This is a genomic window from Nitrosomonas sp. Is35, from assembly GCF_033063295.1.
In the GTDB taxonomy this organism is placed as follows: Bacteria; Pseudomonadota; Gammaproteobacteria; order Burkholderiales; family Nitrosomonadaceae; genus Nitrosomonas.
This window is the reverse complement of record NZ_JAWJZH010000001.1, coordinates 386,722-412,107: the sequence shown is the minus strand read 5'-3', so window position 1 is coordinate 412,107 and position 25,386 is coordinate 386,722. Positions and strand designations below refer to the sequence as shown.

Genomic DNA, 25,386 nt, shown 5'->3' with positions numbered 1-25,386 from the left:
GATCTATAATTACCTGAATAATCTCTGAAACCGGATTTGAAATTTAACTATAGAACATGGTTGTTCGTATAGCAAATATTTTTAAATCAACCGGAAAACTAAGAACTAGCGTCAATAATATTACAACGCTAAATAAATTTCCTGATTATTGAAAATTACTCAGCTGATAAAAATACACCAAGGATCATAGATCCCTGGTGTATAAAATCTCATGCTGTAATTTGCCGCTTAGAAATCAACACCCAATGCGCGTAACGTTCTTTTGGTGATTTTACCGGTTGGAATGTTATTTTGTTTCTGGAAGCTTTCGATAGCTGCCACTGTTTTAGCGCCACTGACACCATCTGCCGGACCAGGATTAAACCCTGCACTTGCCAGTGCTTGCTGTATTTTCCGCATAATTGCCGGAGTCACTTTCACCACATCATCACCATCATCCACTGATGGTGCGGCTGCGGCACTTGGCTGAGCTTCCTGAGTCGAGGCTGCTGATTCTATGCTCTGTATACTTTGCACTTCTTCAATTTTAGCTGCGGGCTCAGCTGCAGCTGGAGCAGGTGCTGCGGCCGGTGCTGCTGGAGCAGGTGCTGGCGCTGCTGCCGGAGCAGCCGGTGCTGCCGCCGCATCTTTGTTATCTTTAGGAATTGGTTTCTTTTCAAAAATTGGCTTACAGCCAAACAATAATCCCAATGATAACAAAAGAATAGTATAAGCCACTAACTTACTGATCTTACTAGATTTCATTGCTACCCTCCATAGTGAAAATGTATATGTGAAACGTCATTAAATTTGCATTAAAACATACTTCAATGACAAACTTGTTTAACTTCAGCGCCTTATTTAATTAGTCCTTAAAGTTACCACAACATGTTTTTTATTTATTGTTACGCGGACTAACTTATCATGTTGCGATGTGAACTATCACACTTTTCGGCTCATAACGCAATCCGAATAAACTAATTGCTGATGAGCTTAATTTTTTATGATGGACTGGAGACGGTTATCACTCCAATATTTAGCACTACTGATGCTTGCCGGAAGCTTGCTAAAAAGCCATTCATTGCTAGATCATCAAGGCAGGGAGAACAGAAGTTGACAATGTAAAAATACACTGGCAGATCGTTATCAGCACAACTGGATATTATTTTGCGCCAACCGAATCATTTCTCCAATTTATATTCTATCGTAGAGAGCGGAGTTAATATGACTGGCTTATCCTGCGCTTCCTTGTTAAACGATGGCAGCACTGTTTCAAAAAATGGCGTTATCGAGTTCGTGGAACCACTGGTGTGCACAAATCCCCGGTTACGCACGACTTTCTTCAATCTAAATGAGGACGCTGCAGAATTAAATTTAAAGATCAGCGTATTTGTAAAAGGAAAAATAAAACTGGTCGTGAATGATGAAAATGGATTTCTTCTAGCGCTTAAGTCGGTATAGAGTGAACTGGTGACAATCATCAGTTCTTCGCCATCAAAATAACCAGTCGCATCGATTGAATCTAAAGGTTGAGGCAAGACATCGATTTCAGGAATGCCGGAATACCCGATAGCCGTCGCTTTATCAATGCATACCGTGCGGTCGTTACTGACGAAGCGAGGAATGCCGCCAGTCAGCTTTAAACGGTATATTCCGTCCCCAGAATCCTCAATGACTTCAAATCTGCTCTGGACGGGCGTGCCGTTATTTGGCGCCGGATCTTCCGTATTGACGGCATTCAGACATTCAAATCCTTGGTACACGATGCTGATTGCGTATGCATTGCTATGGATAAAGCAAGAAAAAAATGCGAATACCAATCCTTGCAACATTTTCATGGCGGCACCTCCAGAAAAAGACCGTACAGGTCTCGTTACGTATCGGCAAACTCAGTATTCAGCAAGAATTCTTGTTTCTTTGCTAAGTTAATCAGTTGTTACAACATAGCATCGCGGAACTTAGAAATGTCAGTTTATTTCTTTAAATAATTTTGTAAACGTATCGCCCACATACTGAATCTGATCGCGAGTATGCGCCGCGTTCACGCTGCATCGTACCAGCGATTTACCTTCCGGCGCTGCGGGCGGCAAAATCAAATTCACATAAATATTATGCTCAAGCAGTCTTTGCCACAGCAACAGGGCTTGTTGCGGCGTGTCCACAACCGCTGCGATCACCGGACCAGGATCCGGGCCAAGCTCATAACCGGCTTCCTTGAGCGCTGAATAAAGCTGCGTGCAGTTATTCCACAATTGTTTCCGCAGATGACTTCCGTTACGCAATAATTCTAATGCCGCGCGGGTTGAAGCAATCGTTGCAGGGGATGGAGATGCGGTAAAGATATAGGGGTGGCTGATATAGCGCAATTGCTCGAGCTGCGGATGGTTGCTCACACAAAATCCGCCGATACTGCACAAACTTTTACTGAAGGTTCCGGTAATAAAATCAACTTCTTGCAATAATCCTGTTTTTTCTACCAGACCTTGGCCTGTTTCACCCAAAACACCCAGTGAGTGCGCTTCATCAAGCAGCAATAGGCAACCATACTGATTCTTTAATCTGACGATTTCTGCCAAAGGCGCCTGATCGCCCAGCATGCTATAAATTCCCTCAGCAATAATCAGCGTAGTTTCAATGCGATTACCCAGTCGACGCAGGCGTTTCTCCATGTCAACCGTATCATTGTGCTTGAAGCGAATGATATCGGCTCCGCTGAGAATACAGCCATCATAGATACTCGCATGGGAATCGCCATCGATTAATACCGTATCCCCCGGTCCGACCAAACCCGAAATCGTACCCAAATTCGCTTGATAGCCTGTTGTAAAAACGATGCTGGAGCTGCATTGATAAAAATCGGCGAACTCCCTTTCTAAAGCACGATGGCCGAAATAGCTGCCATTCGCCATTCGCGACCCGGTGGTGCCGGTGCCTTCCTTATCAATGGCATCATGCGCGGCCTGGATACACTCCGGAGCAAAAGTCAAACCCAGATAGTTATTTGTACCTAACAGGAGTACACGACGATCTCCGATTCTGGCTTCTGTTGCAGAATACACTTCTTCGATCGGAATGCCAAAAGCTCCCACACCATTAGGCAGAAGCGCTATTCTCGCAGCGGCCGCTGCATCAATTTTCTCGAGTAGATTCATTATGACGCTGATTTAATTTTATAGACCAGGTCGACCAATTCACGGACAGTTTGCACATCTGTTAGCGCGTTGATCGGAATTGAAACATCAAAAGTATCTTCAATTTCCATGATCAGATTAAGAAGTTTAATTGAGTCAATGGATAATTGGCTTATCAGATTTGTCTCGGGAGTAATTTGCACATTGGAATTGGTTAAACTACTTAGGCGATCACAGAGCACTTGCATGATCTCATCGTAATTACTTTCAGTCATAGATTAAATTCAGCGTGGTTAAATTTTGAAGTTAGATTACTTCAGATAATACATCTTGTAAACGAATACTCGGCCGCCACGCGGGAAGTGCATGGATTAACGGCGCATTATCACATACCCAATCAGGATGTTGTAGCTCATTCACTTTTCCTGGGGTCAGCATGGGGGAATACCGAAGCAATCGAGCAAGCCAAAGGTTCGCTGAAGCGATGCTTCGAATAAGCATATTGGGTATCGTAATACAATGCACCGGACGCTTCCATACTCGTTGCGCTATTTCAGCCAAACCCTCATAGCTGTAGCCTCCCGGTGTACCATCGTCCAGCTCAAAAATTCCATTGTGGTTATTCTCAGAGGCTAGCCAAGCTTCCACAGCGAAAACCAAATCATATACATGAATTAACCCGACTCTGTTGCTGAGTTTTCCTACAACCGGAAATATCCCACGATGCATTGCTTGAAATAGGGGCTTTAACTCTTTATCGCCGGGACCATAAACAGCCGTTGGCCGGAATATTGCCCACCGCAATGACTCTGAATTCGTAACGAGTGCTTGCTCCGACAAGTGCTTACTTTGCGCATACCAGGATAGTTCTGGTTGGCGTGCTGCTAGAGATGAGATTAGTAAGAACCGAGGGGATTGTTTATTATGAGCAATAACACGTAAGAGATTCTGGGTGCCCGTGATATTGATATGTGAAAATTCACGAAAAGAACCGCCCCTTACAGTTGCAGCGCAGTGAATAACAAACGCTGCATCATCGACTAAATGATGCAGCGCTGTCAAATTATCTAAGTCGCCTTGAATCCATTGAATGGACTCATGACTTGAAGATTGATTTTTCCGGGTGAGCGCACGAATACTCCATCCGCTCTGAATCAGTTTTTTTACTAATACACCACCAATAAAGCCAGTAGCACCGGTTACGGCTACTATTTTGGTACGCGCGTTATCTATCACCCGATTCTACAAAAGACAATTGACCCGTTAAGTTTGTCCTCTGTATGTAGCCTTGTCTTGCTGCGAAACGTGACAGTTTTCCAGAAGAAGTGCGTGGCAAGGTATGCGGCGGAACCAATTCCACAACACAATTAACTCCAAATGCCATATAAACAAGCTGTTGCAGTCTAGTTGTCAATGACTGACGTTCTGCTACAGAGGTGAGTCTGCATTCAATAACAAGCACAATAGTTGTTGTGCCATCTTCATCATTTACCCCAAATGCAGAGGCTTCACGTGACCTAACTTCCGGTTGCTGTTCCGCTAGCTCTTCTATATCTTGCGCGCGAATATTCCGACCATTCACGATGATGACATCGGTACGACGTCCAGTAATGTACAAATCACCTTCAAACAGAAACCCAATATCACCAGTATCCAGCCAGTTACCAGACTTCAGTGCTTTATTAGTTTCTTCCGGATTATTGTAATAGCCGGTCATCACACTATCACCATGCACTAGAACACTACCAACCATCATTTCTGATAATTGCTGGCCATCTTCATCGACTATCTTCACGATATGCCCAGGCAGCGGCTGCCCACAATTCACAAACTCATTTTGCTTACGCCCATCAGCTTGCAATCTCACAGCCATTCTTTTATCAATCAGTGTTTTACTATCAACTTGTATGCTTTTGCACCCTTCACCAATCTTTGAAAAAGTAACCGCGAGGGTTGATTCTGCAAGACCATAGCAAGGTAAAAAAGCATTCCCATCAAAACCTGCTGATGCAAACTTTTCCGCAAAGTTTCTCAAAGTTTCAGGACGAATCATTTCTGCTCCAATACCAGCGGCTCGCCAAGAACTCAGATCCAATTCTTTGAGATCCGATTCCCTTACCCGGAGAGTACAAAGCTTAAGTCCAAATGGTTGACTAAAAGCTACGGTACAACGGTTACGGCTGATTAAGCGTAACCATTGCAATGGCCTAATAGCAAAATCCCGTGTCGCCAAATAGTCGACAGAAATTTGTGTAACCATAGGCGCCAGAACCAAACCAACCAATCCCATATCATGATAAAAAGGCAACCACGATGCAGATCGATCATCAGGTTTTATTTCCAAACCATTGCGTACTATACCTTGCAAGTTACACATCAAGGCCCGCTCGGTGATAATTACACCTCTAGGTGTACGCGTACTACCTGAAGTAAATTGCAAGTAAGCAGTTTCATCAGGATGATTGGATTGTAACTCGACATCCAATGCCGGCAACTCACTTAGTTTTCCCGGAGTACCCGCCCACTGTATATGAGTCACTCCTGCAACGGCTTCTTCCAGAAAACCAAAATAATCAATATTCGCCAATGCGATACTCGCCTGACTACTTTCAAGCATACCTCTCAGCTGCTGAACGTAAATTGCATGGCTGCCAAGATTGACTGGAATCGGCATCGCAAAAGGAACTAAACCGGCATAACGGCATGCGAAAAACAACTCGACAAACTCAGGCGAAGTATCAGCAACGATTGCCACTCGACTGCCACGCGGCAAATGAAAACCCGACAAACGCCGAGCCAATGTATGGGCGTTATGCCGAAGTGCGCTGTAAGGCAAAACCGAACGTAAGTTGCCTCTCGCATCATAAAAGTTATACCCCGTTACCCCTTCCGCTGCATACTCTAATGCACTCGTTAAAGTATTAAAACCAGCCAATTGCTGTGTTAGCGTATTGAGCGTCGGCGTCGGCATTAACTGTAATTCGCTTGAAGGTTGAAAATCAAACGCTTGCGTTAACGGAGCGTTCAACTTGGTTATTGTCGAACTCAAGATCTTCCCCTCGAAGTAATAGTACTTGTCATCTCGCTTTGACTAGCAAGAAATTCTGGTTGAGCGTGCCAACTCTTATTATTAATCTTAAATAATGCACATTTTGTTGGCTGGAAAATTTTCATTCAAACGCTTACCGCTGACATTGCTTAATGAATATAAGTGTGTCATATTTGACCAATCCGCAGCTTATATAAGGTGCTTTTCCCTGTCAAGGCAATATTAAGCTGGTGTTGCACCAAAACAACAACCGGTTTAATCACCAATTTTCAGCACATCAAATAGTTTCCGGATTATAACGGATAACACCTTTTGCAGATGTTTTTACAGAAGAGAATGACCGTGGTACAGAACTTCAGTGAAGCTTGGATTGAGTAAAATACCTCAATTTACTGACACGCTAAAACAAACTTCTTTTAGCGCTTTGATCGATAGGAAGATGAACCATTTACTGCTGTTTTGGGTAACAAATCATCTGATTGCTGCTTCTTCAGAGCAGAAGCAATCCGGTTACGGGAATGTTCCGCAGCAGCAATCTCAGCTCGAATCCGCGCAGTTGCAGCCGCAGTTGCTTCCTTATCCGCCTGGGAACGCACAAATAGCGCTTCTTTCGCCATGACTTCAACGGCTTCTCTTGCCGTCGCCGCTTCCAGGGCTTTTGATTCCAGTGCAACACGTTCTTGCATAGCAACTAACGCAGCGGATTCTTTTCTGGCTTTTTCCAAAGCGATTCTTGTTGCATTCTTTTCGGCTTCGAGCTGCGCTCTGGCTTTATTCGTTGCAATGATCTTCGCTTGCGCTCTGGTAATTGCCAATCCTGTAATTTTTTGCTCAATCTCAAGGCGCTCAGCCACTGCCCGTTTTGCATCGGTTATCGTCTTCGTGCGTATCTCCGCATCTTCCTGCAAACGTTGCTCCAAATCCGCTTTACTGCTCGCTTCCTCAGTCGCAAGCATATCCATCTGCGCCTTTGCCTCCGCAGCGGATTTCAATCGCAATTCGGCTGACAGCCTGCTTTTTGCTGCATTCCTTGCGGCTTTCTCCGCCTCAGCACGAGCCTCAGCTTCTTTCATTGCCTCTTCATCCACCTTGATTCGTTTTTGATATTCTTTCGCTGCGGCGGCCTCCGCTTTCTTTCTCTCGTTGGCCATTGCTTTAGCTTCTTTCTCAGCACGCAAAGCCGTTTCCGCTGCTGCGAGCGCATCGGCTTCAATTTGCATCCGCTGATTGGCTTGTTCCAGTAACTCGGATTCGGCAGCCAAGCGGGCTTTCACAGCATCGGCGGCGGCCTGCTCTTTTGCCAGGATCGATTCAGCCATTTCAGCAGCCACTTTATCCGCATCGGCCCTATCACGTGCCGCTATAGTGGCTTGCGCGTCCAATTCAGCTCTTTTTCCGGCTTGCTCGGCTGCAATCGCCTCGGCTTCGGCTTTCTCCAGTGCGGCTTGTACTGCGGCAGTTTCCGCTCTTAACCTATCTTCTTCTCTCTCTTTCGCTTTTCTTTCTTCATGGAAACGGCGATCGGCTTGCTCCAGCGCTTGCGTTTCCAGTTGCAAGCGGGTCTGCACATCTTCCATGGCCTGCTTCTCAAGCTCCTCGCGTGCTTTAGCCAATGCCGCTACTTTTTGCGCTTCCTGAATTCTTGCTTGTTCCAGCGCCGCCGCACCGGTTTCCGCTTCAATCGCGGCCTGCGCAGCAAGCCGCGCTTCCTCCGCCGCTTTACTTCGATTCAGCGCAGCTTCCGCAGCTTCGCTTTCCTTTAATGCCGCGGCATGCGCTTGATCCAAAGCGGCTGCTTCTTCCTCAACGCGCCGCTGCATTTTCTCCACAATCGAAGCTTCCGCTCTGATTTTGGCTTCCAGTAAAGCACTCAACGCTTTTTCGGCTTTGATTTTTTCTTCCGCCAGCAGCTTACCTTTCAGCTCCAATTCACGGCGTGCATTGGCTTCTCTGATAGCCAGGGTTTCCAGCTTGGCCCTGGCCCGGGCTTGATCGGTAGCAATCGCTTCAGCTTGAATTCTGGTTTCAGCTGCAATTCTGGCATTAGCTTCGGCTCTCGCCCGCGCCTCCGCAGCCACTTTTGCAATATTTTCCGCTTCAATCCGCTTATGAGCCTCCTTGATGGCCTGATCCTCCGCGCTCAACCGGTTACGGTAGGCGGAATCAAGCAGCTGCTTTATCTCATCGGCCGATGCAAATTGCTGATTGGAATCAGCCACGTGATCGGGCTGCGACTCATCATCAGACGCGGCAATCTCGTCACCCGGTTGAGATTCCGGTGATGTCGATAGCTTGCGCAACGAATTGAATAAACGCGACTTAAATGTCATAAATGATTAACCGAACCAGCAATTATTGGAACACGCTCATATTAATAATCAGCAGCTTTTCTTGTTATATAGATACTCACTTTAGCAGCTTTGAATAAATTGCTTGCATTGAAAAAGAAGGGGAAAATTGTCTGTTTATACGGCGAGATGCAAAAAGCCAGCTTACTTAAAGATCTACAGATAATTGCTGTTGTGAAAATTGGATAAACAGCTATGGCATATTGATTTTATTGACATTTAGAATCCCCATCATCAGATTCAAACCGTCCTGCACCAAATGTTCCAGAATCGGCGCATAAAAAGGCATGCTCAGCGCCATCACAAGCAAACCGATGGACAGTGTCAGGGGAAAACCCACCGCAAAAATATTCAACTGCGGTGCCACACGCGTCAGCACACCCAAAGCCAAGTTAGTGATCAACAATGCAGTGAGAACGGGAAGCGATAATTGCAGGCCGGATTTAAAAATCTCACTGCCCCAGTTAGCAAGCGTCGTAAATGTCGCGTTCGTCATTCCCTCCAACCCAATGGGCAGGGTGCTGAAGCTCTGCGAAATCAACGCGATCATTATCAGGTGTCCATCGATGGCAAGAAACGCCAAACTGGCAATCACACCCAGAAAGCGGCCGACGATATCGATCTGGCCGGAATTCTGCGGATCAAAGAAAACTGCAAAACCAAGCCCCATCTGCAAACCGATCAATTCGCCCGCCATTTCGACCGCAACAAAAACAATCCGCATGACCAAACCCATGGCAATGCCGATCAATATTTGCTGCAATAAAATGGCAAAACCGACGCCTGAAGCGGGATCAATCTGCGGCAATGACTTTTCCACCAGCGGCATAACCAGCACAGTAATCATCACTGCCAGCCCCAATTTGACCCGCACCGGAACACTGGGGTTGCCCAAAAGCGGGGCGGTTGCGACCAATGCCAGGATTCTGCTGAGCGGCCAAAGGAATGCCGCCAGCAACGTGTTTAATTCCGCAGTGGTAATACTGATCATGGCAATCGATCACTCATGAATGAGATCGGCACGACTGCTTCCTGGCAAACACAGTACCGGAGATTTTTTCAAGATCAACCGACCGCCAGCCAGGGAATGCTGGTAAAAAGACGCTGCATATAATCCGTCATGAGGGTAATCATCCAAGGTCCGGCCAATACGATGACCAAAAACATAACCAGCAATTTAGGGATGAATGACAAAGTCATTTCATTGATCTGCGTCGCCGCTTGGAAGATACTCACCAGCAAACCGGTTGCCAGCGCTGCAAGCAACAGTGGCGCAGAAATCATAAAGGTAATTTCCAGTGCTTGCCGCCCGATTGTCATTGCACTTTCTGGAGTCATGATGAATTTCCTTTCAGGTATAGAAGCTTTGTGTCAGCGAACCGATAATTAAATGCCAGCCGTCGACCAGCACAAAAAGCATTAATTTGAACGGCAGTGAAATAATCATCGGCGACAACATCATCATACCCATCGCCATCAACACGCTTGACACCACCAGATCGATGATCAGGAAGGGAATGAAGATAACGAAACCGATCTGAAATGCGGTTTTCAACTCGCTGGTGATGTATGCGGGCACCAGTATTTTCAGCGGCACCTTGTCGCGGCTTTCAATTTCTTCACTGCCGGAGATCTGCACAAACAGCGCCAAATCCGTTTCCCTGGTTTGATGCAGCATGAATTCCTTCAGCGGCACGCTGGCTTTATCGGCCGCCTCCATGATATTGATTTTGTCTTGCGAAAACGGCAAATACGCTTCGTTGTATACCCGGTCTATAACCGGCGACATGATAAAAAAGGTCAGAAACAACGCCAAACCAAGCAGCACCTGGTTAGGAGGGGAAGATTGCGTGCCCAGGGCCAACCTGAGCAGCGATAATACGATGATGATACGGGTGAAACTCGACATCATTAATATCACCGCGGGTAAAAACGTCAGCGAAGTCAGCAGGATCAGCGTTTGCAGGCTGAGCGAATAAGTAGCGCTTCCGTCCGCGTTCGGTGAGCTGGTGAATGCCGGAAAACCAGATTTCTGCGCGAAAGCAGGCACAGCGATCAAACCGGCCAAAAACAACACGGCCCGTAATGCGTTACGCATGTTCAAGTTACGCCAGCCGCGCTCAAAAACTGCTCTGAATCCATGCCATTGAAATAAGGAACGAATGACGGATACACACCGGTTATGCATTTTCTTTTTCCATACTCTGATTAAGCTGCGTGGCGAATGTTTCCACCGGAGGATGATCCGGCTTCGTGCCGGGCGCATCGGATGCCGGCTTGGTCATCGTGTGGAGCTTATTGACACGGCCTGGCGCCACACCGAGCACCAGCCAGGTTTGATCGATTTCGACCACAACAACCCGCTCTCTCTGACCCACTCCGGCAGCTGCGACAACCTTGACAACGCCCGATGCCGCTGTGGGTATCAATGAGAAGCGCTTGAGCAGCCACGTGCCTCCCACGATTACGGCCAATACCAGCAATAACGCACCGATCATTTGCACCGTGCTTTCCGTGGATATCACCGGAGCAGGCGGCACATAACTGGGTTTGCCGGTTTCCGCAAGGGCGGAAAATGACAGTGTCAGTAGCAAGAACATTCCATAGCGAATTAGCATGGCTGCACTCTAGCGGTTAAGTTTGCGAATACGTTCACTAGGCGTGATGATGTCGGTCAGGCGGATACCGAACTTATCATTCACGACCACGACTTCACCTTGTGCGATCAGGCACCCGTTGACCAATACATCCATCGGTTCGCCGGCCATGCCGTCCAACTCCACCACCGAACCCTGAGCCAGTTGCAGCAAATTCTTAATGGCAATCTTGGTGCGGCCGAGTTCAACCGTCATCTGCACGGGAATATCGAGAATCAAGTCGATATCATGACGAGTATTATTCGCTACACCGTCTTTTGAGAATTCCTGAAAAACCGATGCGGATGCCGATTGCGCGCCCATGATGGGAGTACCATGTTTCTCCGCGGCGGCCGGTGAGCCTTGATCGGATGCTGCTTGTTCCGCCATCGCAGCAGCCCAATCGTCTACTTCCGTTTCCTGTCCTGCGGAATCATTGTGCGAGGACGCCGCCTGTTCCGCCATTGCAGCAGCCCAGTCGTCGGTCTCGGTTTGATCGTTTGCTGTAGTCTCAGACATTTCACTACTCTCCAATAAATTATTCAGACTCGGACGGCGCAATCATATTGTTGACTCTCAGCGCATAACGCCCATTCATGGTGCCATAGCGGCAATCCATAACCGGCACCCCGTCGATGTGCGCGGTAATGGACTTAGGAATCTCCAACGGGATGATATCCCCGGTTTGCATGCTGAGAATCTGCTCAAAAGTCACTTTCGTCTGCCCGAGATTAGCAACCAATTCCACTTCCGCCCCTTGTACTTGTTGTGACAATAATTTGATCCAACGTTTGTCAACTTCTAGGTGATCGCCTTGCAGCGCGCTATACAAAGTATCGCGGATGGGTTCAATCATCGAATAAGGAATGCAGACATGGAATTCACCGCCTTGGTTACCCATATCGATATCGAAAGTAACGGTCACCACGACTTCGTTCGGTGTGGCAATCGTGGCAAACTGAGGGTTCACTTCCGATCGGATGTATTCAAATTTCACCGGATACACTGATTTCCACGATTTTTCATAATCTTCAAATACCACTTCGAGCAAACGATGAATAATGCGTTGCTCTGTCTGGGTAAAGTCTCTTCCTTCCACGCGCGTGTGATATCTGCCGTCGCCGCCAAACAAGTTATCCACAATCAGGAAAATCAGGTTGGGATCAAAAACAAACAACGCCGTACCGCGTAATGGTTTCATATGTACCATGTTGAGATTGGTCGGCACCACCAAGTTACGCACGAATTCGCTAAACTTGATCACCTTGACCGGACCCACTGCAATGTCCACTGTGCGGCGCATGAAATTGAACAAGCCGATGCGGAAGAAGCGCGCAAAACGTTCATTGATAATTTCGTAGGTCGGCATCCGGCCACGAACAATGCGTTCCTGCGTTGCGAGGTTATAAGGCCGGACCCCGCCACGATCCTCTTCCTCCTGCACTTCATCGCTCTCGCCCGTGGCGCCTTTGAGAAGTGCATCGACCTCGTCTTGTGAAAGAAAATCTTCAGCCATGGAATGATTACTGAATTACGAATGATGTGAATAACACTTCCCGTACATCTTCTTGCAGATCTTCCGAACCCAGCGATTGCTTGATTTCTTCAACGATCTGCTGGCTTAACAATTGTTTCCCTTGAATACCTGCAATATCGGTCGCTTTTTTGCTGGACAGCAACATCAGAATCCGGTTGCGGATATCCGGCATTTGTTTGGTAATCTCTTGCACGACTTCGGTTTCACGAACCTTGACTGTTAATCCGACCTGGAGATATTGACTGTTATCTTCCGGTTGCAAATTAACCGTGAAAATATCCAGTTCCATGAATTTAGTCGGCTTAGTTTTTGGTTTTTCCGGTTCGGCTTCTTCACCGCCTGACATCTTCATGAAGTACCATGCGCCACCGGCGCCTGCACCGATCGCAATGATTGCTATCAAGATGATAATAATCAGTCCCTTCTTGCTCTTTTTACCTTCTGCAGCTGGTGCTTCCATCGTTTTTGCCATTTTTCGCAACTCCTCATTGAATGAAATCCATTATGGGCGAGATGACCATAAACCGATGTCACAAATAACACTGAAATAATGTCGCTATTTTCAGCTAGGGAAGCTGGCGGGGAATTCAACGCATATGCGCTGATTTTTGGCTTGAAAACAAAGAAATATTGATGAGTTTAAAGCAAACGATCAGTTCGTGTTTGAATCGCACAGACACGGGAATCCAGATGAATTGATCGAAACCAGACCGGTCACACTGATACAAGACTGATCAGCGTGACCGGTGATACATATGGAATTAATACTTTGTAACAAAAAACTGACTGGATTGATCTTCACGCATAAGTATTGACGAGACCTTGATGTCTGATTGGCACGGCAGCCGTTTGAATTTGGCCGGTAACTTCCTGTCTCACACCACTCATACTGCCCGTGTCTTTTGCAGCATACTGCGCTTGTTGCTGTTTACTTTCCTGTTGAAATGAATCAGCGCCAACCATTACATTACCCAATTGAATCCCACTCTCCGCCATCATCTCCCGCAGTCTCGGCAAAGCTTCCTGAATAGCGTCACGCACCGCTGAGTGAGGCGATATGAATTGCGCCGTCGCTTGATCTTGCGTAATACTCAACATCACTTCAACCGGTCCGAGATGAGCCGGGTTCAGGCGAATTTCAGCAACCTGGTGCTGTTGCGTTGTCAACCAGACAACTTTTTGCGCAAATTCACCGCCCCATCTGTGCTGACCTACGGGTGCATCGACTTTGACATCCATTGAAACCGCAGTCTGGGAAGTTGCAGCTGTGATGCTATTTAAGCCGAATGATTGTGTTGTAATCGGTTCTTCCTGGGTCTTAAATATCGGTGTTGCACTGTCGAGTTGAATATCTTCCTTCATTTCTGAAGGGGGCAAGAATTTGCCGTAAGCGGCAGAATCTGCCGTTCCCAAATATTGCCAATAATTATTGGGTAACGAAGCCGAGTTGCCCGCGACTGAATTTGCCTGGCTTTGTCCTTGCTGCAGCAATTGATTTACAGCCGGAGTCACGGCATGGGCAATTTGTTCACCTTCTTGAGGCAATGCTGTATTGACCGGTAATGAGGTTACGCCCTGCTGCAACGTGGATGCCGCCATCATTGCATCCGGATTGACTACGGTTCCCATAGCCTGTAATGACGGCGTCGTTTTGTATGCCGTAGTCGCATCAGTCAACAAGCTTTGAATAAAACTGTTAGTGCCATCCGCGGGAACATCCGCAGCGGAATCCGTATCCTTATCTTTTTCAGGAATTGTGTTATCCGAACGCTCTTGAGCAGCATTCGTTGCGTCATTCTGCTTATGCTTATCCTGCTTTTCTGTTGCTTCCGATACTTGACGATCAAGGACTTTACCGAAGTCTTCCGTCACCGCATCGTTAGTGTTAGCCCCTGATGAACCGGCACTTATCAGCGCTGCTGTGCTTTCACCCGACGATTTGATTTGAGGTGCAACCGATATGTTTAACATAGGTTTATGGTCTCGTACGATTAATTTATGCTATGAATAAGCAATATCTATACCAATCCAGCTATTGCTATGGTTGTAATCAACTTTCCTTGACAGAAGAGGCATTACGATGAAATGAATTCAGAGCGAATTCATCCAGCATCTTTTGTTCTTGTTTTATTTGCTTTTGATTCTCAGCTCTTTGTTGACGCTGAGATAAGGTATCGAAGGATTTTAATTTACGCTGGCAGGATAAAAACTCATCGTTGCCCACGCTTCTTTTATTCTGCGCATGTAAAACCGCTTGACGTTGTTCCGTGATGGCAGCATCCAGCTTATCCATGAATGCAATAAAATTAAGCCATTCAATATGATCAATCCCCGTTTTTGTGAAATTCTGAAAATGCGATTGATAACTGTGGCGGTATTGCAAAAGTAAATTCAATTTCTTTTCCGCTTCCTGCTGTTGAAAATTTAACTTCCCCAAGTGCCTGGCGGAAGCATCCGTTTGTTGTTGAGCCAATTCCAGCAGCAGTTTCAGCGACGACGTTGTTGGCATGATCATTTATCCTTGGTTAGCGGATTCCTTCGCTCTCGAACAATTTGGATAGTTTTTCAAGACTATCGGCAAAGTTGTCGTGCTGAAGCATATTTTGCAGTAAAAACTTTTCCATTGACGGGTAAAGCCGGATAGCACGGTCCAATTCCGGGTCCGTGCCCGCGACATAAGCGCCAACGCTGATCAGGTCATGGCTACGCTGATAACGCGAATAAAGACTCTTAAATTGCCGCGCCATATCCGTCTGTTTTTGCGGCACCACGCTGGTCATAACCCGGCTGATCGAAGCTTCGATATCGATGGCCGGGTAATGTCCCGCTTCAGCCAGCCGCCGCGTAAGCACGATATGACCATCCAGAATGGCGCGAGCGCTATCGGCGATCGGATCGTTCTGATCGTCTCCTTCTGCCAACACAGTATAAAAGGCCGTGATCGAACCGCTATTCTGATTGCCGTTACCGGCCCGCTCAACCAATTGCGGTAATTTGGCAAATACCGATGGCGGATAACCTTTAGTCGCCGGAGGTTCACCAATCGCCAGAGAAATTTCCCGCTGCGCCATGGCATAACGAGTCAATGAATCCATAATGAGCAACACATGCTTACCGCTATCGCGAAAATACTCGGCAATAGCCGTTGCATAGGCTGCACCTTGCAGGCGAAGCAACGGCGAAGTATCGGCAGGCGCGGCAACCACCACGGAACGTGCAAGCCCTTCTTCTCCGAGAATATTCTCGATAAATTCCTTAACCTCGCGTCCCCGCTCACCAATGAGACCAACCACAATGACATCGGCTGTGGTGTAACGCGCCATCATGCCCAGCAATACGCTCTTACCCACGCCACTACCGGCAAACAATCCCATCCGCTGCCCGCGCCCGACCGTCAGCAGTGTGTTAATCGCTCGCACGCCGACATCCAACGGCTCAGTCACCGGCACGCGCTCCAACGGATTATAGGGACGGCTGTAGAGCGGCACGCTGTGTTCCGCATGGGTAGGGCCGAGACGATCCAGCGGTTCACCGACACCGTTCAGCACACGTCCCAACAGCTCAGGGCCGACGGACACATGTTTGGCGCGATCCGCCGCGCGCCGGCGCGGATGCTGGAAACTACCGAGGCGAGGCAATTCACCCATCAGTTCGGCAGGCACCACTTTCGCGCCGGGTGACAAACCATACACATCACTGGATGGCATGAGAAACAAACGTTCTCCGGAAAATCCCACAACCTCAGCTGAAACGCTATGGCCATTCGAGAGGAAAATAGTGCAACTGCTACCGACGGCCAGTTTCAACCCGACCGCTTCCATGACCAGTCCGGAAACGCGCGTAATGGTTCCGCTTAATAGGAATGGGCTGGAGGGATGAACCAGTTGTGTGCAGTTCTTTAAAAAACCACCCCATTGCTCATGGCGCGACATATTAATTCTTCCTATCGAGCCAGGCGTCTTGCTGCCCGATTGCTGACAATACTCGTTGCCAGCGTACTTCCAGACTTCCGTTGACTTCACTGCCGCTGGCTTCAATGCGGCAACCGCCCCGGGGTAATTGTTCGTCTTCGCGGATGCTCCAATGATCCTGCTCCAGTTGGCCGCTCAAATGCGCAAGCACCAATTTGGCGTCCTCCGGGTGTAAGAAAAGGCGTGGATTCTGCATGGTGCTGGGCAAGTTACGGATGGCTTCCTGCACGATCGGTATGATCAGCTCGGGCTGTAATTTCAATGCCTCCGTTACTATTTTTTTTGCCAGCGCAAGGGCCAGTTCCAGAAGGTCATTCGCCACATGCTGATCCATGTCATGAAGATCCTGATCCAGCTTGTGCAGTAGCGCTTGAATATGCGCCACTTCCGTTTTAACTTCAGCTTCCGCTATGCTTCTGCCTTCCGCATACCCGGCCGCATGGCCTTCTTGCAAACCCGCCGCATACCCCTCATCTTTGGCATTCTGAAAAACCGCCGCAACTTCTTCGGCAAGCAGCGCAACTTGTGGCTCATCATCCGGCTGCAAGCCCGGTTCAGCGTCAATCTCCCGGGTTTCTTGCGGCATATCCGCCGCTTCAAAGGAATCCATTTCCCAGCGTTGATAAGCACTGAGCTTTTCCTTGGGAACAAAGTTACTTGCAATCATCGATATACCTGCGATTCAGTAATAAACATGGGCTGTTGCGCATTGGTCCAATGGATCGAACGAAAAAACGATCCGCTAAATGAAACCATCGTCACCTTTTCCGCCCAATACAATCTGCCCATCGTCAGCCAATTGACGCACAATTTTGAGGATTTCTTTTTGTTCGGCTTCGACTTCGGACACGCGGACCGGACCTTTGCTCTCAAGATCTTCGCGCAGGGCTTCAGCGGCACGCTGCGACATATTCTTGAAAACTTTCTTACGCAATTCTTCTTGCGCGCCTTTCAAGGCAACAATCAAGGATTCCGACTGAACTTCGCGCAGCAGCAATTGAATGCCATGGTCATCAATTTCGATCAGATTATCGAATACAAACATTTCATCCATGATTTTTTGCGCCAATTCTTCGTCATATTGTTTGACATTCTCAATGACACTGGCTTCCTGCGCGGTCGGCACAAAATTGAGAATTTCCGCGGCGGCCCGCACTCCGCCCATCGCCGCTTTACGGATGTTATTGCTGCCCGATAACAATTTTGTTAGCACGTCATTGAGTTCGCGCAGCGCATCGGGCTGAATACTGTCGAGTGTCGCAATGCGTAACAACGTATCGTTGCGCAGCCGTTCGCTGAACAAACTCAAAATCTCACTTGCCTGATCCCGTTCCAGATGAACCAGGATGGTGGCGATAATCTGCGGATGCTCATTCTTGATCAGCTCTGCCACCGACGGTGCATCCATCCACTTTAATCCTTCAATCCCGCTGGTATCGCCACCTTGCAAAATGCGATCGATAAGATTGGCCGCTTTTTCATCGCCCAGCGCGCTGGTCAGAACTTTCCGGATATAATCGGCCGAGCCTTGACCCAGCGTGGTTCTGCCCTCGGCCTCATTGCAAAATTCCGTTACGATACCTTCGATCTCCGAACGTGTTATGTTTTGCAGTGTGGACATGGTTTCACCCAGCTTTTGCACTTCTTTGGGTCCCAGCAGCTTAATCACGGATGCCGCCTCTTGTTCGCCCAAGGTCATCAGCAAAATTGCACTCTTCTTGATTCCATCATCATCCATTTTTACCCATCCAATCTTTCACCACATTGGCAACAATAGCAGGTTCATCCAAAGCCAATTGCTTGGCGCGCTTGAGATTTTCATCGAAGATCGATTTCTGAATCGCTTGAATGGCCGCTTCATCGACTTGCCCCGGCAATTGACCTGCTACTGCGCTGCCATCGGTTAATTGCCCTTGCTCCGCTGGCGGCGGGAGTGGAGCTGGGGGCGTCAAGCTTTTCAGAAACGGCTTGAGTATCTTCAGCAAGAAAAATAAAACCACAGCCGCGATCAATAATTGCTTGCCGATATCCTTGGCCAGCATGATCACATCGGGATCTTTCCAGAGTGGAACATCCAGCACCATTTCGCCCGTGTGCGTAAATAAATTGTTGGTTACCGTGAGTGAATCCCCGCGTTTCTCGTTATAACCCATGGCTTCGCGCACGAGATTGTTGATTTCCTTGATCTCATCGGCTGTTAACGGTTCGTTCGTGACCTCACCGTTTTCATCCACTTTCTTGCGGTAATTCACCACGACAGCCGCGGATAAGCGTTTGATATTGCCGGTCGATTGCTGTACATGCTGCACGGTTTTATCGACTTCGTAATTCGTCGTTGATTCTTTCTTCTTGTCAGTCGGCACTGCCGGTTTATCGCCGCCTTCCTTGTTCTCCCCGCCCGCTTCAATGGGCGCAGATGCAGGTTCAGGCGGACGATTGGATAATGCCCCTGGAATACCACCATCCAATTTCGAACCCGTCGAAGTCGCTTCAAGCGTTTGCTGACTGCGAATCGCAGCTGCTTCGGATTCGGTATTATTCGGCCGGTAAATTTCTTCGGCGCGTTCAACGCGGGAGAAATCCACATCGGCAGTCACTTGGGCACGCACATTGGCGGCACCGGTAATCGGCGTCAAAATAGCTTCGATGCGGCGGATATAATTTTCCTCAAGCTCCTGGATATACTCCAATTGCTTCGCGTCAAACCTGGAATCTTGCTTATCGTTCTGTGTGCTGAGCAGATTGCCGTGCTGATCCACGACCGTGACATTTTTTACCGGCAAATTGGGCACACTGCTGGACATCAAATGCACAATCGCGCTGACTTGCTCAACACTCAGCACCCTGCCCGGATGTAAATTGAGTAATACCGAAACACTCGGTTGCTGCTTTTCCCGTGAAAACACGGAAGGCTTGGCGATTGCCAAATGCACGCGGGCGCTTTGCACCGCGGCGATGGACTGAACCGAACGCGCCAATTCACCCTCTAGCGCGCGCTGGTAGTTAACTTGCTCAAGGAATTGACTGGCGCCGAATTTTTGATTTTCCATTAACTCAAATCCTGCCAGACCGCCTTTCGGTAATCCCTGTCCCGCCAAGCGCAACCGCACTTCATGCACTTGCTTCTCGGGCACCATGATGGCGCCGCCGCTTTCGGAAAACTTGTACGGCACGTTCATTTGTTGCAAAGCGCCGATAATGGAAGCGCCATCCTGATCCGGCACATTGTTGTAGAGCACGCGATACTCCGGTGTCTGACTCCACATCAAGGCACCCGCCAGCAAAGCGACAACAGCCGCCGCCGAGAGAATCAATCCAAGCTTCTTTTGATTGGATAACTGGCTAAACTGCCCCAGACTCATTGCTGAGGCGGGTGTTGTTGTATTGGATTCACTCGGTACTGTTGCCACGTGTTTTTCTCCTGCTTAAATTCTGGGCCGCTCATCAATATTGGATTTGTCATCGACGACAAACCGAAGATTTCTTTTCTAAAACTAATCTAATTATTGTTATTTAGTTTGCATTACCAGGCATGCCGTTGACAGCATCATTGTTCAACTGATCAAGCGCCATGCCGTAAAAAAACATCAATCAACTATCCTCATACAAAATGGATTTTTATTGATGCGATGATTATCTATAAACTTATAAAATCTGAATGCTTAAATAGAATAGGTTTGCTTGCCCTATTCGCAACATGATCGGAACAGGTCGCGGTGGTAAGCTACTGACCATTCCCAACAACCGTCATCTCAACGCGTGCAAACCGAAAACGTCAGTGAAATTAAACCGATACCGGCCGATCAAGAGCAGCTCAAGCTGGCGTTCGCGGCTTTTAATGCAGCATCGGAGCAGCTATCCGGCGTCTATCAGGATTTACAGCACCAGGTAGCGCAGCTCACCCGTGAACTGGCGCTTGCCAACGGTGAATTGCACAAACAATTAATCGCTAAGGAAAATCTATCGCAGCAGTTAAGCCTATTATTGAACGCATTACCGGGCGGCGTCATCGCGCTTGACGCTCAGGAATGCATCGAACAAGTCAATCCGGCTGCTATCGCCATTCTTGGCGAATCCCTGGTTGGCGGGGATTGGCGGCAAGTAACGCAAGAACGTTTGTCGCCAACGGCGATCGTCAATGAGTGGCTGGTAAAACTGCAGCAAACCGCGCAGCCACGGCGTATTCGCATCGAGAGCAGCGCCACCGACGCAGCTGGCAGGCGGATTTTGCTGGTGAACGATATCACTGAAGCCTATGCCATACAGGAACAGATCCGGCGTAATCAACGCTTGACTTCCATGGGCGAGATGGCGGCCAATCTGGCACATCAGTTACGCACCCCGCTTTCGACCGCATTGCTTTATGCCAATCACCTGGGAAGCGATGCTTTGACGCCCGTCGAGCGGCGCAAATTCGCAACAAAAACCATTGAACGCCTGCACCATCTCGAGCATTTAACAAAAGATATGCTGCGTTTTGTGAAAGGCGAAGCAAGGCGGCGCGAACGTGTCGTCATCAGCGATTTGCTAGCGGAGTTGCATCAAGTCATAGAGCCACAAATAACACAGCAGGATTTGCAATTTATTGTGCAGGATCAGAGCATGGCACAAGCTTTGATAACAGATCGGCAGGCTTTATGCGGCGCCATGATCAATCTGCTGGAAAACGCCATGCAAGCATCGGCTACAGGCGGGAAAATTATTCTGACCAGCCGCCTGGAAGGAAAAAATATCATCCTGAGTGTTCATGACAATGGTCCAGGCATCGAAGCGGCATTACAAGAACGATTATTCGAACCCTTCTTCACCACGCGCGCGGAAGGCACGGGGCTGGGCTTAGCCATCGTCCGCGGTGTCATTGAATCCATGGGCGGTGAGGTGAAAATTCATTCAGCGCCGGGCGAGGGAAGCGAATTTATGATCCGGCTGCCAAGAAATAGAGGAGATAAATTATGAAAGCACTGCCCATTCTGGTGGTAGAAGACGATCAGGATTTGCTGGAAGCGATCTGCACCACGATGAAACTGGCCGGTTATCCGGCATTGCCCGCTTCGAACGGCAATACTGCCATGGCTATTCTGCAAGAATCCGAGGTAGGCATGGTCGTCAGCGATGTGCAAATGCGCCCCGTTGACGGCTTTACATTATTAAAAAAAATCAAGGCATTTAACCCGGAACTACCGGTATTGCTGATGACGGCCTATGGCGATGTGGAAAAAGCCGTTGCCGCGATGCAGACAGGCGCATGCGATTACTTGCTGAAACCGTTCGATCCGGACAATTTACTGGCGCATATCAAGCGCTACGCCTTATCCGAACCGGAACAGGATGACAACGTCGTTGCCAAGGATCCGCGTACACGGGCATTACTATCCCTGGCCAAGCGGGTGGCGCAATCACCGGCAACTGTTATGCTAACGGGTGAAAGCGGCTGCGGCAAGGAAGTCATCGCGCGTTTTATCCATCAGCATTCCCTACGCGCGGCCAAGCCCTTTGTCGCGATCAATTGCGCGGCGATTCCGGAAAATCTGCTGGAAGCGACTTTATTCGGTTATGAAAAAGGCGCTTTCACCGGCGCGGCACAGGCTCAGCCCGGAAAGTTTGAGCAAGCGCAAGGCGGCACATTGCTGCTGGATGAAATTTCCGAAATGCCGCTGGAACTGCAAGCCAAATTGCTGCGCGTTTTGCAGGAAAGAGAAGTGGAGCGCGTCGGCGGGCATAAAGCAATCAAATTGGATATCCGTGTTCTGGCGACTTCCAACCGCGATATGATGGCAACCGTTAAAAGCGGGCGGTTCCGTGAAGACTTGTACTACCGCCTCAACGTGTTTCCGATCGAAATACCTCCCTTGCGGGAACGGCCGCTGGATATCGAACCTCTGGCGCAACGCGTGCTTATCGAAGCAGCAACAGGTTCGGCGCAGCCGCCCTGCACCATGACGCAAGCTGCAATCAGCACACTAACGCACTATCCCTGGCCGGGCAATGTCAGGGAATTGGAAAATGTCATGCAACGCGCCATGATTCTGGCAACGGATCACATCATTGATACCGAGCATCTCCATTTGCCGCAAGCGGATCCAGTCCAAGCCGCGGAAGCTATTTATCAGGAATCATCTTCTGATTCTGAAGATATGAAAACGCTCGAACGCAAACATATCCTGGAAACTTTGGCAGCCGTTAATGGTTCCCGCAAACTGGCCGTAAAGAAGCTGGGGATTTCCGAACGGACGCTACGGTATAAATTGCAGCAATACCGGATGTCGGGCTAATTAAAACCCCAGCTTCTACCGATAGAGCTGACTAGGATCATTTGAATTTTATGATTTTTTACGCGATACTTAAAAAACTTTATGTTGGAGTGAATCATGGACAAAGCCGGAATTGATAACATTTTGCAGCAGCTGCAAGCGACATCGGCGCTGGCTTCCGGTGTAAAAAAACTATCGGGCGCGGATGAAGTTGCAGGTGTTGATTTCAGCGAGAAACTCAAAGCGGCTGTCGATCAGGTCAATCATGCGCAAATGAGCGCAGATAAGCTGAGCGAACAATTTGTCAGCGACCAATCGAATGTCGATTTGCATGAAGTGATGATCTCGTTACAGAAAGCCAACGTATCCTTCCAATCCATGGTTCAAGTCCGTAACAAGCTGGTGACCGCTTATCAGGAAATCATGAACATGCAGGTTTAAGACCGGTTGCCGCTGATCTGATTTTCCTCAATCGCATTTATTCATTCTTCCATCGCCATTTCCAGTTCCAGCCAGTTTTCTTCAAGTTCAGCCACTTTTTTCTCCAGTGCCGCATGAACGGTGCTGAGCCGATCAATTTCCTCACGCGGGCAGTTCGTATACGTCGCCGGATCCGCTAAACGGCGGTTTGCTTCGGCCAATTCCCTTTGCGCAATCTCCAGAGCCGCTTCGAGTTTTGCTTGTTTGGACAATAATGCTTTCTTGTTCGGTTTCGCTGCTGCTTTAGGCTGGATTTTTTGCGAAGCTGGCTTTGATTCCGCAGCTTCACTGGAACGGCGCGCTTCTATCCAGTTTTTGTAATCCTCCAGATCGCCATCGAGCAGCTGTGCTTTGCCATCCGCCACCAGCCACAATTCATCCGCCACCGCACGCACCAGGCTGCGATCGTGCGAAACCAGCACCACGGCGCCGCTATAGGCTTCCAGCGCTAACGTGAGTGCATCGCGCATGTCCAGGTCCAAATGATTGGTCGGTTCATCCAATAACAGCAAATGCGGTTTTTGCCAGGCCAATAAAGCCAGCGCCAGACGGCTCTTTTCGCCTCCGGAAAAACTGGCGACTGGGCGGTCTTCACCCTCTCCGCCAAGCCCAAACCGCCCCAGAAATTTCCGCAAATCCAGTTCGATTTGCGCCGGCGCCAGTTTCTGCATATGCTGCAAAGGCGTCGCCTTACCGTCGAGATTCTCCAGCTGGTGCTGCGCAAAGTAACCGATACGGATATTTTGCGCCCATTCCAATGAACCGGTTACCGGTTGAATTTCTCCGGTCAGCAGTTTGATCAATGTCGACTTTCCCGCACCGTTCGGTCCCAGCAATGCAATCCGCGCACCCGCCTGCAAGATCAGATGGACATGCTGAAACAGTAGATGACCGCCGTAACCAAAGCTCATGTCTTGTACGCGCAACAACACATCGGGGCTCCGTTCCGGCGCTTCAATTTGCAGCTCGTAGTGACCATCTTCCACAGCCAGCGGCGCCAGACGCGTCAAGCGTTCCAGCGCTTTGATGCGGCTTTGCGCTTGTTTGGCCTTGGTGGCCTTGGCGCGGAAGCGCCGCACAAAATCCTCCATGTGCGCAATTTGTCTTTGTTGTTGCTGCAAAGCCTGATTATGTTGCAATAGACGCTCGGCGCGCGCGCGCTCGAAATCATCATAATTACCGCTATAACTGTCGATTTTCCGGTCATTGATATGCGCGATGCGATTGACGCACGCATTCAGAAACTCACGATCATGCGATACGACGACCAAGCTGCCCGGATAGCGCGCCAGATACTGTTCCAGCCAGAGAATTGCTTCCAGGTCCAGATGATTGGTCGGTTCATCGAGCAACAACAAATCGGCACGGTGCATCAAGGCGCGCGCCAGATTCAGGCGCATCCGCCAGCCGCCCGAGAAATGATCAACCGGCTGCTCCAGCGCGGCATTGGCAAAACCCAGTCCGCTCAATAGCTGCGCCGCTCGGGCGCGTGCGGTATAACCGTCAATGGCTTCATAGCGCTGCTGCGCTTCAAACCAGGCGGCATCGTGCTCAGCCTGAGCCAGAATCTTGTCCAGCCGGTGCAATTCCACATCGCCATCCAGTACAAATTCAATGGCAGACTGCGCCGAGTTAACGATTTCCTGTTCAACGAAGGCAACGGTTTTGCCCGATTGCAAACTGACTTCGCCGTTATCCGGCTTGATCACTGCCCGGATCAAACGAAACAAAGTGGATTTCCCGCACCCGTTTTTACCGACCAACCCCACACGCTGATTGGCAAAAATCTGCAAATGGCAATTTTCCAGCAGCGGAACCCCGCCTTGCAAATAAGTCAAAGACTGAATATTCAGCATAACATTGTAAAAATTTCAGAACACCCGATTGAACAGCTTAAGAGAGGAAAGCAAACTTGCGAATGCCAGTTGTATCAATTATCCGCTTATCCAAAGCACACAGCGGTCAATGTTAACACGCCATACAAAACATAGCGGCTGATATATG

At 48.7% G+C, this 25,386-nt stretch carries 24 protein-coding genes; 3 read left to right on the top strand and 21 right to left on the bottom strand.

Annotated elements, in window-relative coordinates:
- Positions 1 to 228: 228 nt before the first annotated feature.
- The 20 genes from R2083_RS01895 to fliF form a co-directional block, all read right to left on the bottom strand.
- Positions 229 to 744, bottom strand: a complete 516-nt coding sequence (locus R2083_RS01895) for a peptidoglycan-binding domain-containing protein (RefSeq protein ID WP_317529862.1) — start codon at positions 742 to 744, stop codon at positions 229 to 231.
- A 416-nt stretch (positions 745 to 1,160) separates the two neighbouring features.
- Positions 1,161 to 1,742 (bottom strand): hypothetical protein, encoded by a 582-nt coding sequence (locus R2083_RS01890; RefSeq protein ID WP_317537319.1) that lies wholly within the window; start codon positions 1,740 to 1,742, stop codon positions 1,161 to 1,163.
- 204 nt (positions 1,743 to 1,946) lie between these two features.
- On the bottom strand, positions 1,947 to 3,131 hold the full coding sequence (spt, locus tag R2083_RS01885) for a serine palmitoyltransferase (protein WP_317537318.1): 1,185 nt from the start codon (positions 3,129 to 3,131) through the stop codon (positions 1,947 to 1,949).
- Positions 3,131 to 3,385 carry an acyl carrier protein gene (locus R2083_RS01880; RefSeq protein WP_090315398.1) on the bottom strand — a complete coding sequence of 85 codons (255 nt, stop codon included), beginning with the start codon at positions 3,383 to 3,385 and terminating at the stop codon, positions 3,131 to 3,133. The genes spt and R2083_RS01880 overlap by 1 nt, the downstream gene beginning before the upstream one ends.
- A 31-nt stretch (positions 3,386 to 3,416) precedes the next feature.
- Positions 3,417 to 4,346, bottom strand: coding sequence for an NAD(P)-dependent oxidoreductase (locus tag R2083_RS01875; protein WP_317537317.1), 930 nt, complete (start codon positions 4,344 to 4,346; stop codon positions 3,417 to 3,419).
- Positions 4,336 to 6,081: a fatty acyl-AMP ligase gene (locus R2083_RS01870; protein WP_317537316.1), complete on the bottom strand. Its 1,746-nt coding sequence runs from the start codon at positions 6,079 to 6,081 to the stop codon at positions 4,336 to 4,338. The genes R2083_RS01875 and R2083_RS01870 overlap by 11 nt, the downstream gene beginning before the upstream one ends.
- Before the next feature lie 494 nt (positions 6,082 to 6,575).
- Positions 6,576 to 8,489 carry a hypothetical protein gene (locus tag R2083_RS01865; RefSeq protein ID WP_317537315.1) on the bottom strand — a complete coding sequence of 638 codons (1,914 nt, stop codon included), beginning with the start codon at positions 8,487 to 8,489 and terminating at the stop codon, positions 6,576 to 6,578.
- A gap of 211 nt (positions 8,490 to 8,700) precedes the next feature.
- Positions 8,701 to 9,498, bottom strand: coding sequence for a flagellar biosynthetic protein FliR (gene fliR / locus R2083_RS01860; protein ID WP_317537314.1), 798 nt, complete (start codon positions 9,496 to 9,498; stop codon positions 8,701 to 8,703).
- A gap of 74 nt (positions 9,499 to 9,572) precedes the next feature.
- Positions 9,573 to 9,845: a flagellar biosynthesis protein FliQ gene (fliQ, locus tag R2083_RS01855; RefSeq protein ID WP_292668825.1), complete on the bottom strand. Its 273-nt coding sequence runs from the start codon at positions 9,843 to 9,845 to the stop codon at positions 9,573 to 9,575.
- A gap of 13 nt (positions 9,846 to 9,858) precedes the next feature.
- Positions 9,859 to 10,605, bottom strand: a complete 747-nt coding sequence (fliP, locus tag R2083_RS01850) for a flagellar type III secretion system pore protein FliP (RefSeq protein ID WP_317532041.1) — start codon at positions 10,603 to 10,605, stop codon at positions 9,859 to 9,861.
- 82 nt (positions 10,606 to 10,687) lie between these two features.
- Positions 10,688 to 11,125, bottom strand: a complete 438-nt coding sequence (gene fliO / locus R2083_RS01845; protein ID WP_317529855.1) for a flagellar biosynthetic protein FliO — start codon at positions 11,123 to 11,125, stop codon at positions 10,688 to 10,690.
- A 9-nt stretch (positions 11,126 to 11,134) separates the two neighbouring features.
- Positions 11,135 to 11,662, bottom strand: a complete 528-nt coding sequence (gene fliN / locus R2083_RS01840) for a flagellar motor switch protein FliN (protein WP_317537313.1) — start codon at positions 11,660 to 11,662, stop codon at positions 11,135 to 11,137.
- 19 nt (positions 11,663 to 11,681) lie between these two features.
- Entirely contained in the window at positions 11,682 to 12,659 is a 978-nt protein-coding gene (fliM, locus tag R2083_RS01835) for a flagellar motor switch protein FliM (RefSeq protein WP_292983577.1), read from the bottom strand.
- A 7-nt stretch (positions 12,660 to 12,666) separates the two neighbouring features.
- Positions 12,667 to 13,152 (bottom strand): flagellar basal body-associated protein FliL, encoded by a 486-nt coding sequence (gene fliL, locus R2083_RS01830; protein WP_317529853.1) that lies wholly within the window; start codon positions 13,150 to 13,152, stop codon positions 12,667 to 12,669.
- A gap of 326 nt (positions 13,153 to 13,478) precedes the next feature.
- Complete coding sequence (locus R2083_RS01825; protein ID WP_317537312.1) at positions 13,479 to 14,651, bottom strand: flagellar hook-length control protein FliK; 1,173 nt, start codon at positions 14,649 to 14,651, stop codon at positions 13,479 to 13,481.
- A gap of 79 nt (positions 14,652 to 14,730) precedes the next feature.
- The gene (gene fliJ / locus R2083_RS01820; protein ID WP_317537311.1) at positions 14,731 to 15,189 is read right to left on the bottom strand and encodes a flagellar export protein FliJ; all 459 of its coding nucleotides are present in this window, start codon (positions 15,187 to 15,189) and stop codon (positions 14,731 to 14,733) included.
- Positions 15,190 to 15,205: 16 nt separating this feature from the next.
- Complete coding sequence (gene fliI / locus R2083_RS01815) at positions 15,206 to 16,612, bottom strand: flagellar protein export ATPase FliI (protein ID WP_317537310.1); 1,407 nt, start codon at positions 16,610 to 16,612, stop codon at positions 15,206 to 15,208.
- A gap of 1 nt (position 16,613) precedes the next feature.
- Positions 16,614 to 17,318, bottom strand: coding sequence for a flagellar assembly protein FliH (locus R2083_RS01810; protein WP_317537309.1), 705 nt, complete (start codon positions 17,316 to 17,318; stop codon positions 16,614 to 16,616).
- A gap of 75 nt (positions 17,319 to 17,393) precedes the next feature.
- Entirely contained in the window at positions 17,394 to 18,389 is a 996-nt protein-coding gene (fliG, locus tag R2083_RS01805; protein ID WP_317529849.1) for a flagellar motor switch protein FliG, read from the bottom strand.
- Positions 18,382 to 20,061, bottom strand: coding sequence for a flagellar basal-body MS-ring/collar protein FliF (gene fliF, locus R2083_RS01800; RefSeq protein ID WP_317529848.1), 1,680 nt, complete (start codon positions 20,059 to 20,061; stop codon positions 18,382 to 18,384). The genes fliG and fliF overlap by 8 nt, the downstream gene beginning before the upstream one ends.
- Before the next feature lie 349 nt (positions 20,062 to 20,410).
- Here fliF and R2083_RS01795 point away from each other — a divergent pair, with 349 nt between their 5' ends.
- The 3 genes from R2083_RS01795 to fliE all read left to right on the top strand — a co-directional run bounded on the left by R2083_RS01795 (position 20,411) and on the right by fliE (position 23,343).
- Positions 20,411 to 21,607: a sensor histidine kinase gene (locus R2083_RS01795; RefSeq protein WP_317529847.1), complete on the top strand. Its 1,197-nt coding sequence runs from the start codon at positions 20,411 to 20,413 to the stop codon at positions 21,605 to 21,607.
- Positions 21,604 to 22,923 carry a sigma-54 dependent transcriptional regulator gene (locus R2083_RS01790; RefSeq protein WP_317537308.1) on the top strand — a complete coding sequence of 440 codons (1,320 nt, stop codon included), beginning with the start codon at positions 21,604 to 21,606 and terminating at the stop codon, positions 22,921 to 22,923. Before R2083_RS01795 ends, R2083_RS01790 begins: the two co-directional genes overlap by 4 nt.
- 96 nt (positions 22,924 to 23,019) lie before the next feature.
- Positions 23,020 to 23,343 (top strand): flagellar hook-basal body complex protein FliE, encoded by a 324-nt coding sequence (gene fliE, locus R2083_RS01785; protein ID WP_132424418.1) that lies wholly within the window; start codon positions 23,020 to 23,022, stop codon positions 23,341 to 23,343.
- Between the two features lie 41 nt (positions 23,344 to 23,384).
- On the opposite strand, the gene R2083_RS01780 is transcribed toward fliE, so the two are convergent.
- Positions 23,385 to 25,238: an ABC-F family ATP-binding cassette domain-containing protein gene (locus R2083_RS01780; protein WP_317537307.1), complete on the bottom strand. Its 1,854-nt coding sequence runs from the start codon at positions 25,236 to 25,238 to the stop codon at positions 23,385 to 23,387.
- Positions 25,239 to 25,386 lie beyond the last annotated feature (148 nt).

What these genes read in the sequence shown, in the direction of transcription:
- fliL (WP_317529853.1), bottom strand. Translation starts at nt 13,152, where the DNA reads ATGGCAAAAACGATGGAAGCACCAGCTGCAGAAGGTAAAAAGAGCAAG.
- fliR (WP_317537314.1), bottom strand. Translation starts at nt 9,498, where the DNA reads ATGATCAGTATTACCACTGCGGAATTAAACACGTTGCTGGCGGCATTC.
- fliN (WP_317537313.1), bottom strand. Translation starts at nt 11,662, where the DNA reads ATGTCTGAGACTACAGCAAACGATCAAACCGAGACCGACGACTGGGCT.
- R2083_RS01880 (WP_090315398.1), bottom strand. Translation starts at nt 3,385, where the DNA reads ATGACTGAAAGTAATTACGATGAGATCATGCAAGTGCTCTGTGATCGC.
- spt (WP_317537318.1), bottom strand. Translation starts at nt 3,131, where the DNA reads ATGAATCTACTCGAGAAAATTGATGCAGCGGCCGCTGCGAGAATAGCG.
- fliP (WP_317532041.1), bottom strand. Translation starts at nt 10,605, where the DNA reads ATGCGTAACGCATTACGGGCCGTGTTGTTTTTGGCCGGTTTGATCGCT.
- R2083_RS01810 (WP_317537309.1), bottom strand. Translation starts at nt 17,318, where the DNA reads ATGATTGCAAGTAACTTTGTTCCCAAGGAAAAGCTCAGTGCTTATCAA.
- fliI (WP_317537310.1), bottom strand. Translation starts at nt 16,612, where the DNA reads ATGTCGCGCCATGAGCAATGGGGTGGTTTTTTAAAGAACTGCACACAA.
- fliM (WP_292983577.1), bottom strand. Translation starts at nt 12,659, where the DNA reads ATGGCTGAAGATTTTCTTTCACAAGACGAGGTCGATGCACTTCTCAAA.
- fliE (WP_132424418.1), top strand. Translation starts at nt 23,020, where the DNA reads ATGGACAAAGCCGGAATTGATAACATTTTGCAGCAGCTGCAAGCGACA.
- R2083_RS01790 (WP_317537308.1), top strand. Translation starts at nt 21,604, where the DNA reads ATGAAAGCACTGCCCATTCTGGTGGTAGAAGACGATCAGGATTTGCTG.
- R2083_RS01825 (WP_317537312.1), bottom strand. Translation starts at nt 14,651, where the DNA reads ATGTTAAACATATCGGTTGCACCTCAAATCAAATCGTCGGGTGAAAGC.
- R2083_RS01870 (WP_317537316.1), bottom strand. Translation starts at nt 6,081, where the DNA reads ATGCCGACGCCGACGCTCAATACGCTAACACAGCAATTGGCTGGTTTT.
- R2083_RS01895 (WP_317529862.1), bottom strand. Translation starts at nt 744, where the DNA reads ATGAAATCTAGTAAGATCAGTAAGTTAGTGGCTTATACTATTCTTTTG.
- fliG (WP_317529849.1), bottom strand. Translation starts at nt 18,389, where the DNA reads ATGGATGATGATGGAATCAAGAAGAGTGCAATTTTGCTGATGACCTTG.
- fliO (WP_317529855.1), bottom strand. Translation starts at nt 11,125, where the DNA reads ATGCTAATTCGCTATGGAATGTTCTTGCTACTGACACTGTCATTTTCC.
- fliJ (WP_317537311.1), bottom strand. Translation starts at nt 15,189, where the DNA reads ATGCCAACAACGTCGTCGCTGAAACTGCTGCTGGAATTGGCTCAACAA.
- R2083_RS01865 (WP_317537315.1), bottom strand. Translation starts at nt 8,489, where the DNA reads ATGACATTTAAGTCGCGTTTATTCAATTCGTTGCGCAAGCTATCGACA.
- R2083_RS01780 (WP_317537307.1), bottom strand. Translation starts at nt 25,238, where the DNA reads ATGCTGAATATTCAGTCTTTGACTTATTTGCAAGGCGGGGTTCCGCTG.
- fliQ (WP_292668825.1), bottom strand. Translation starts at nt 9,845, where the DNA reads ATGACTCCAGAAAGTGCAATGACAATCGGGCGGCAAGCACTGGAAATT.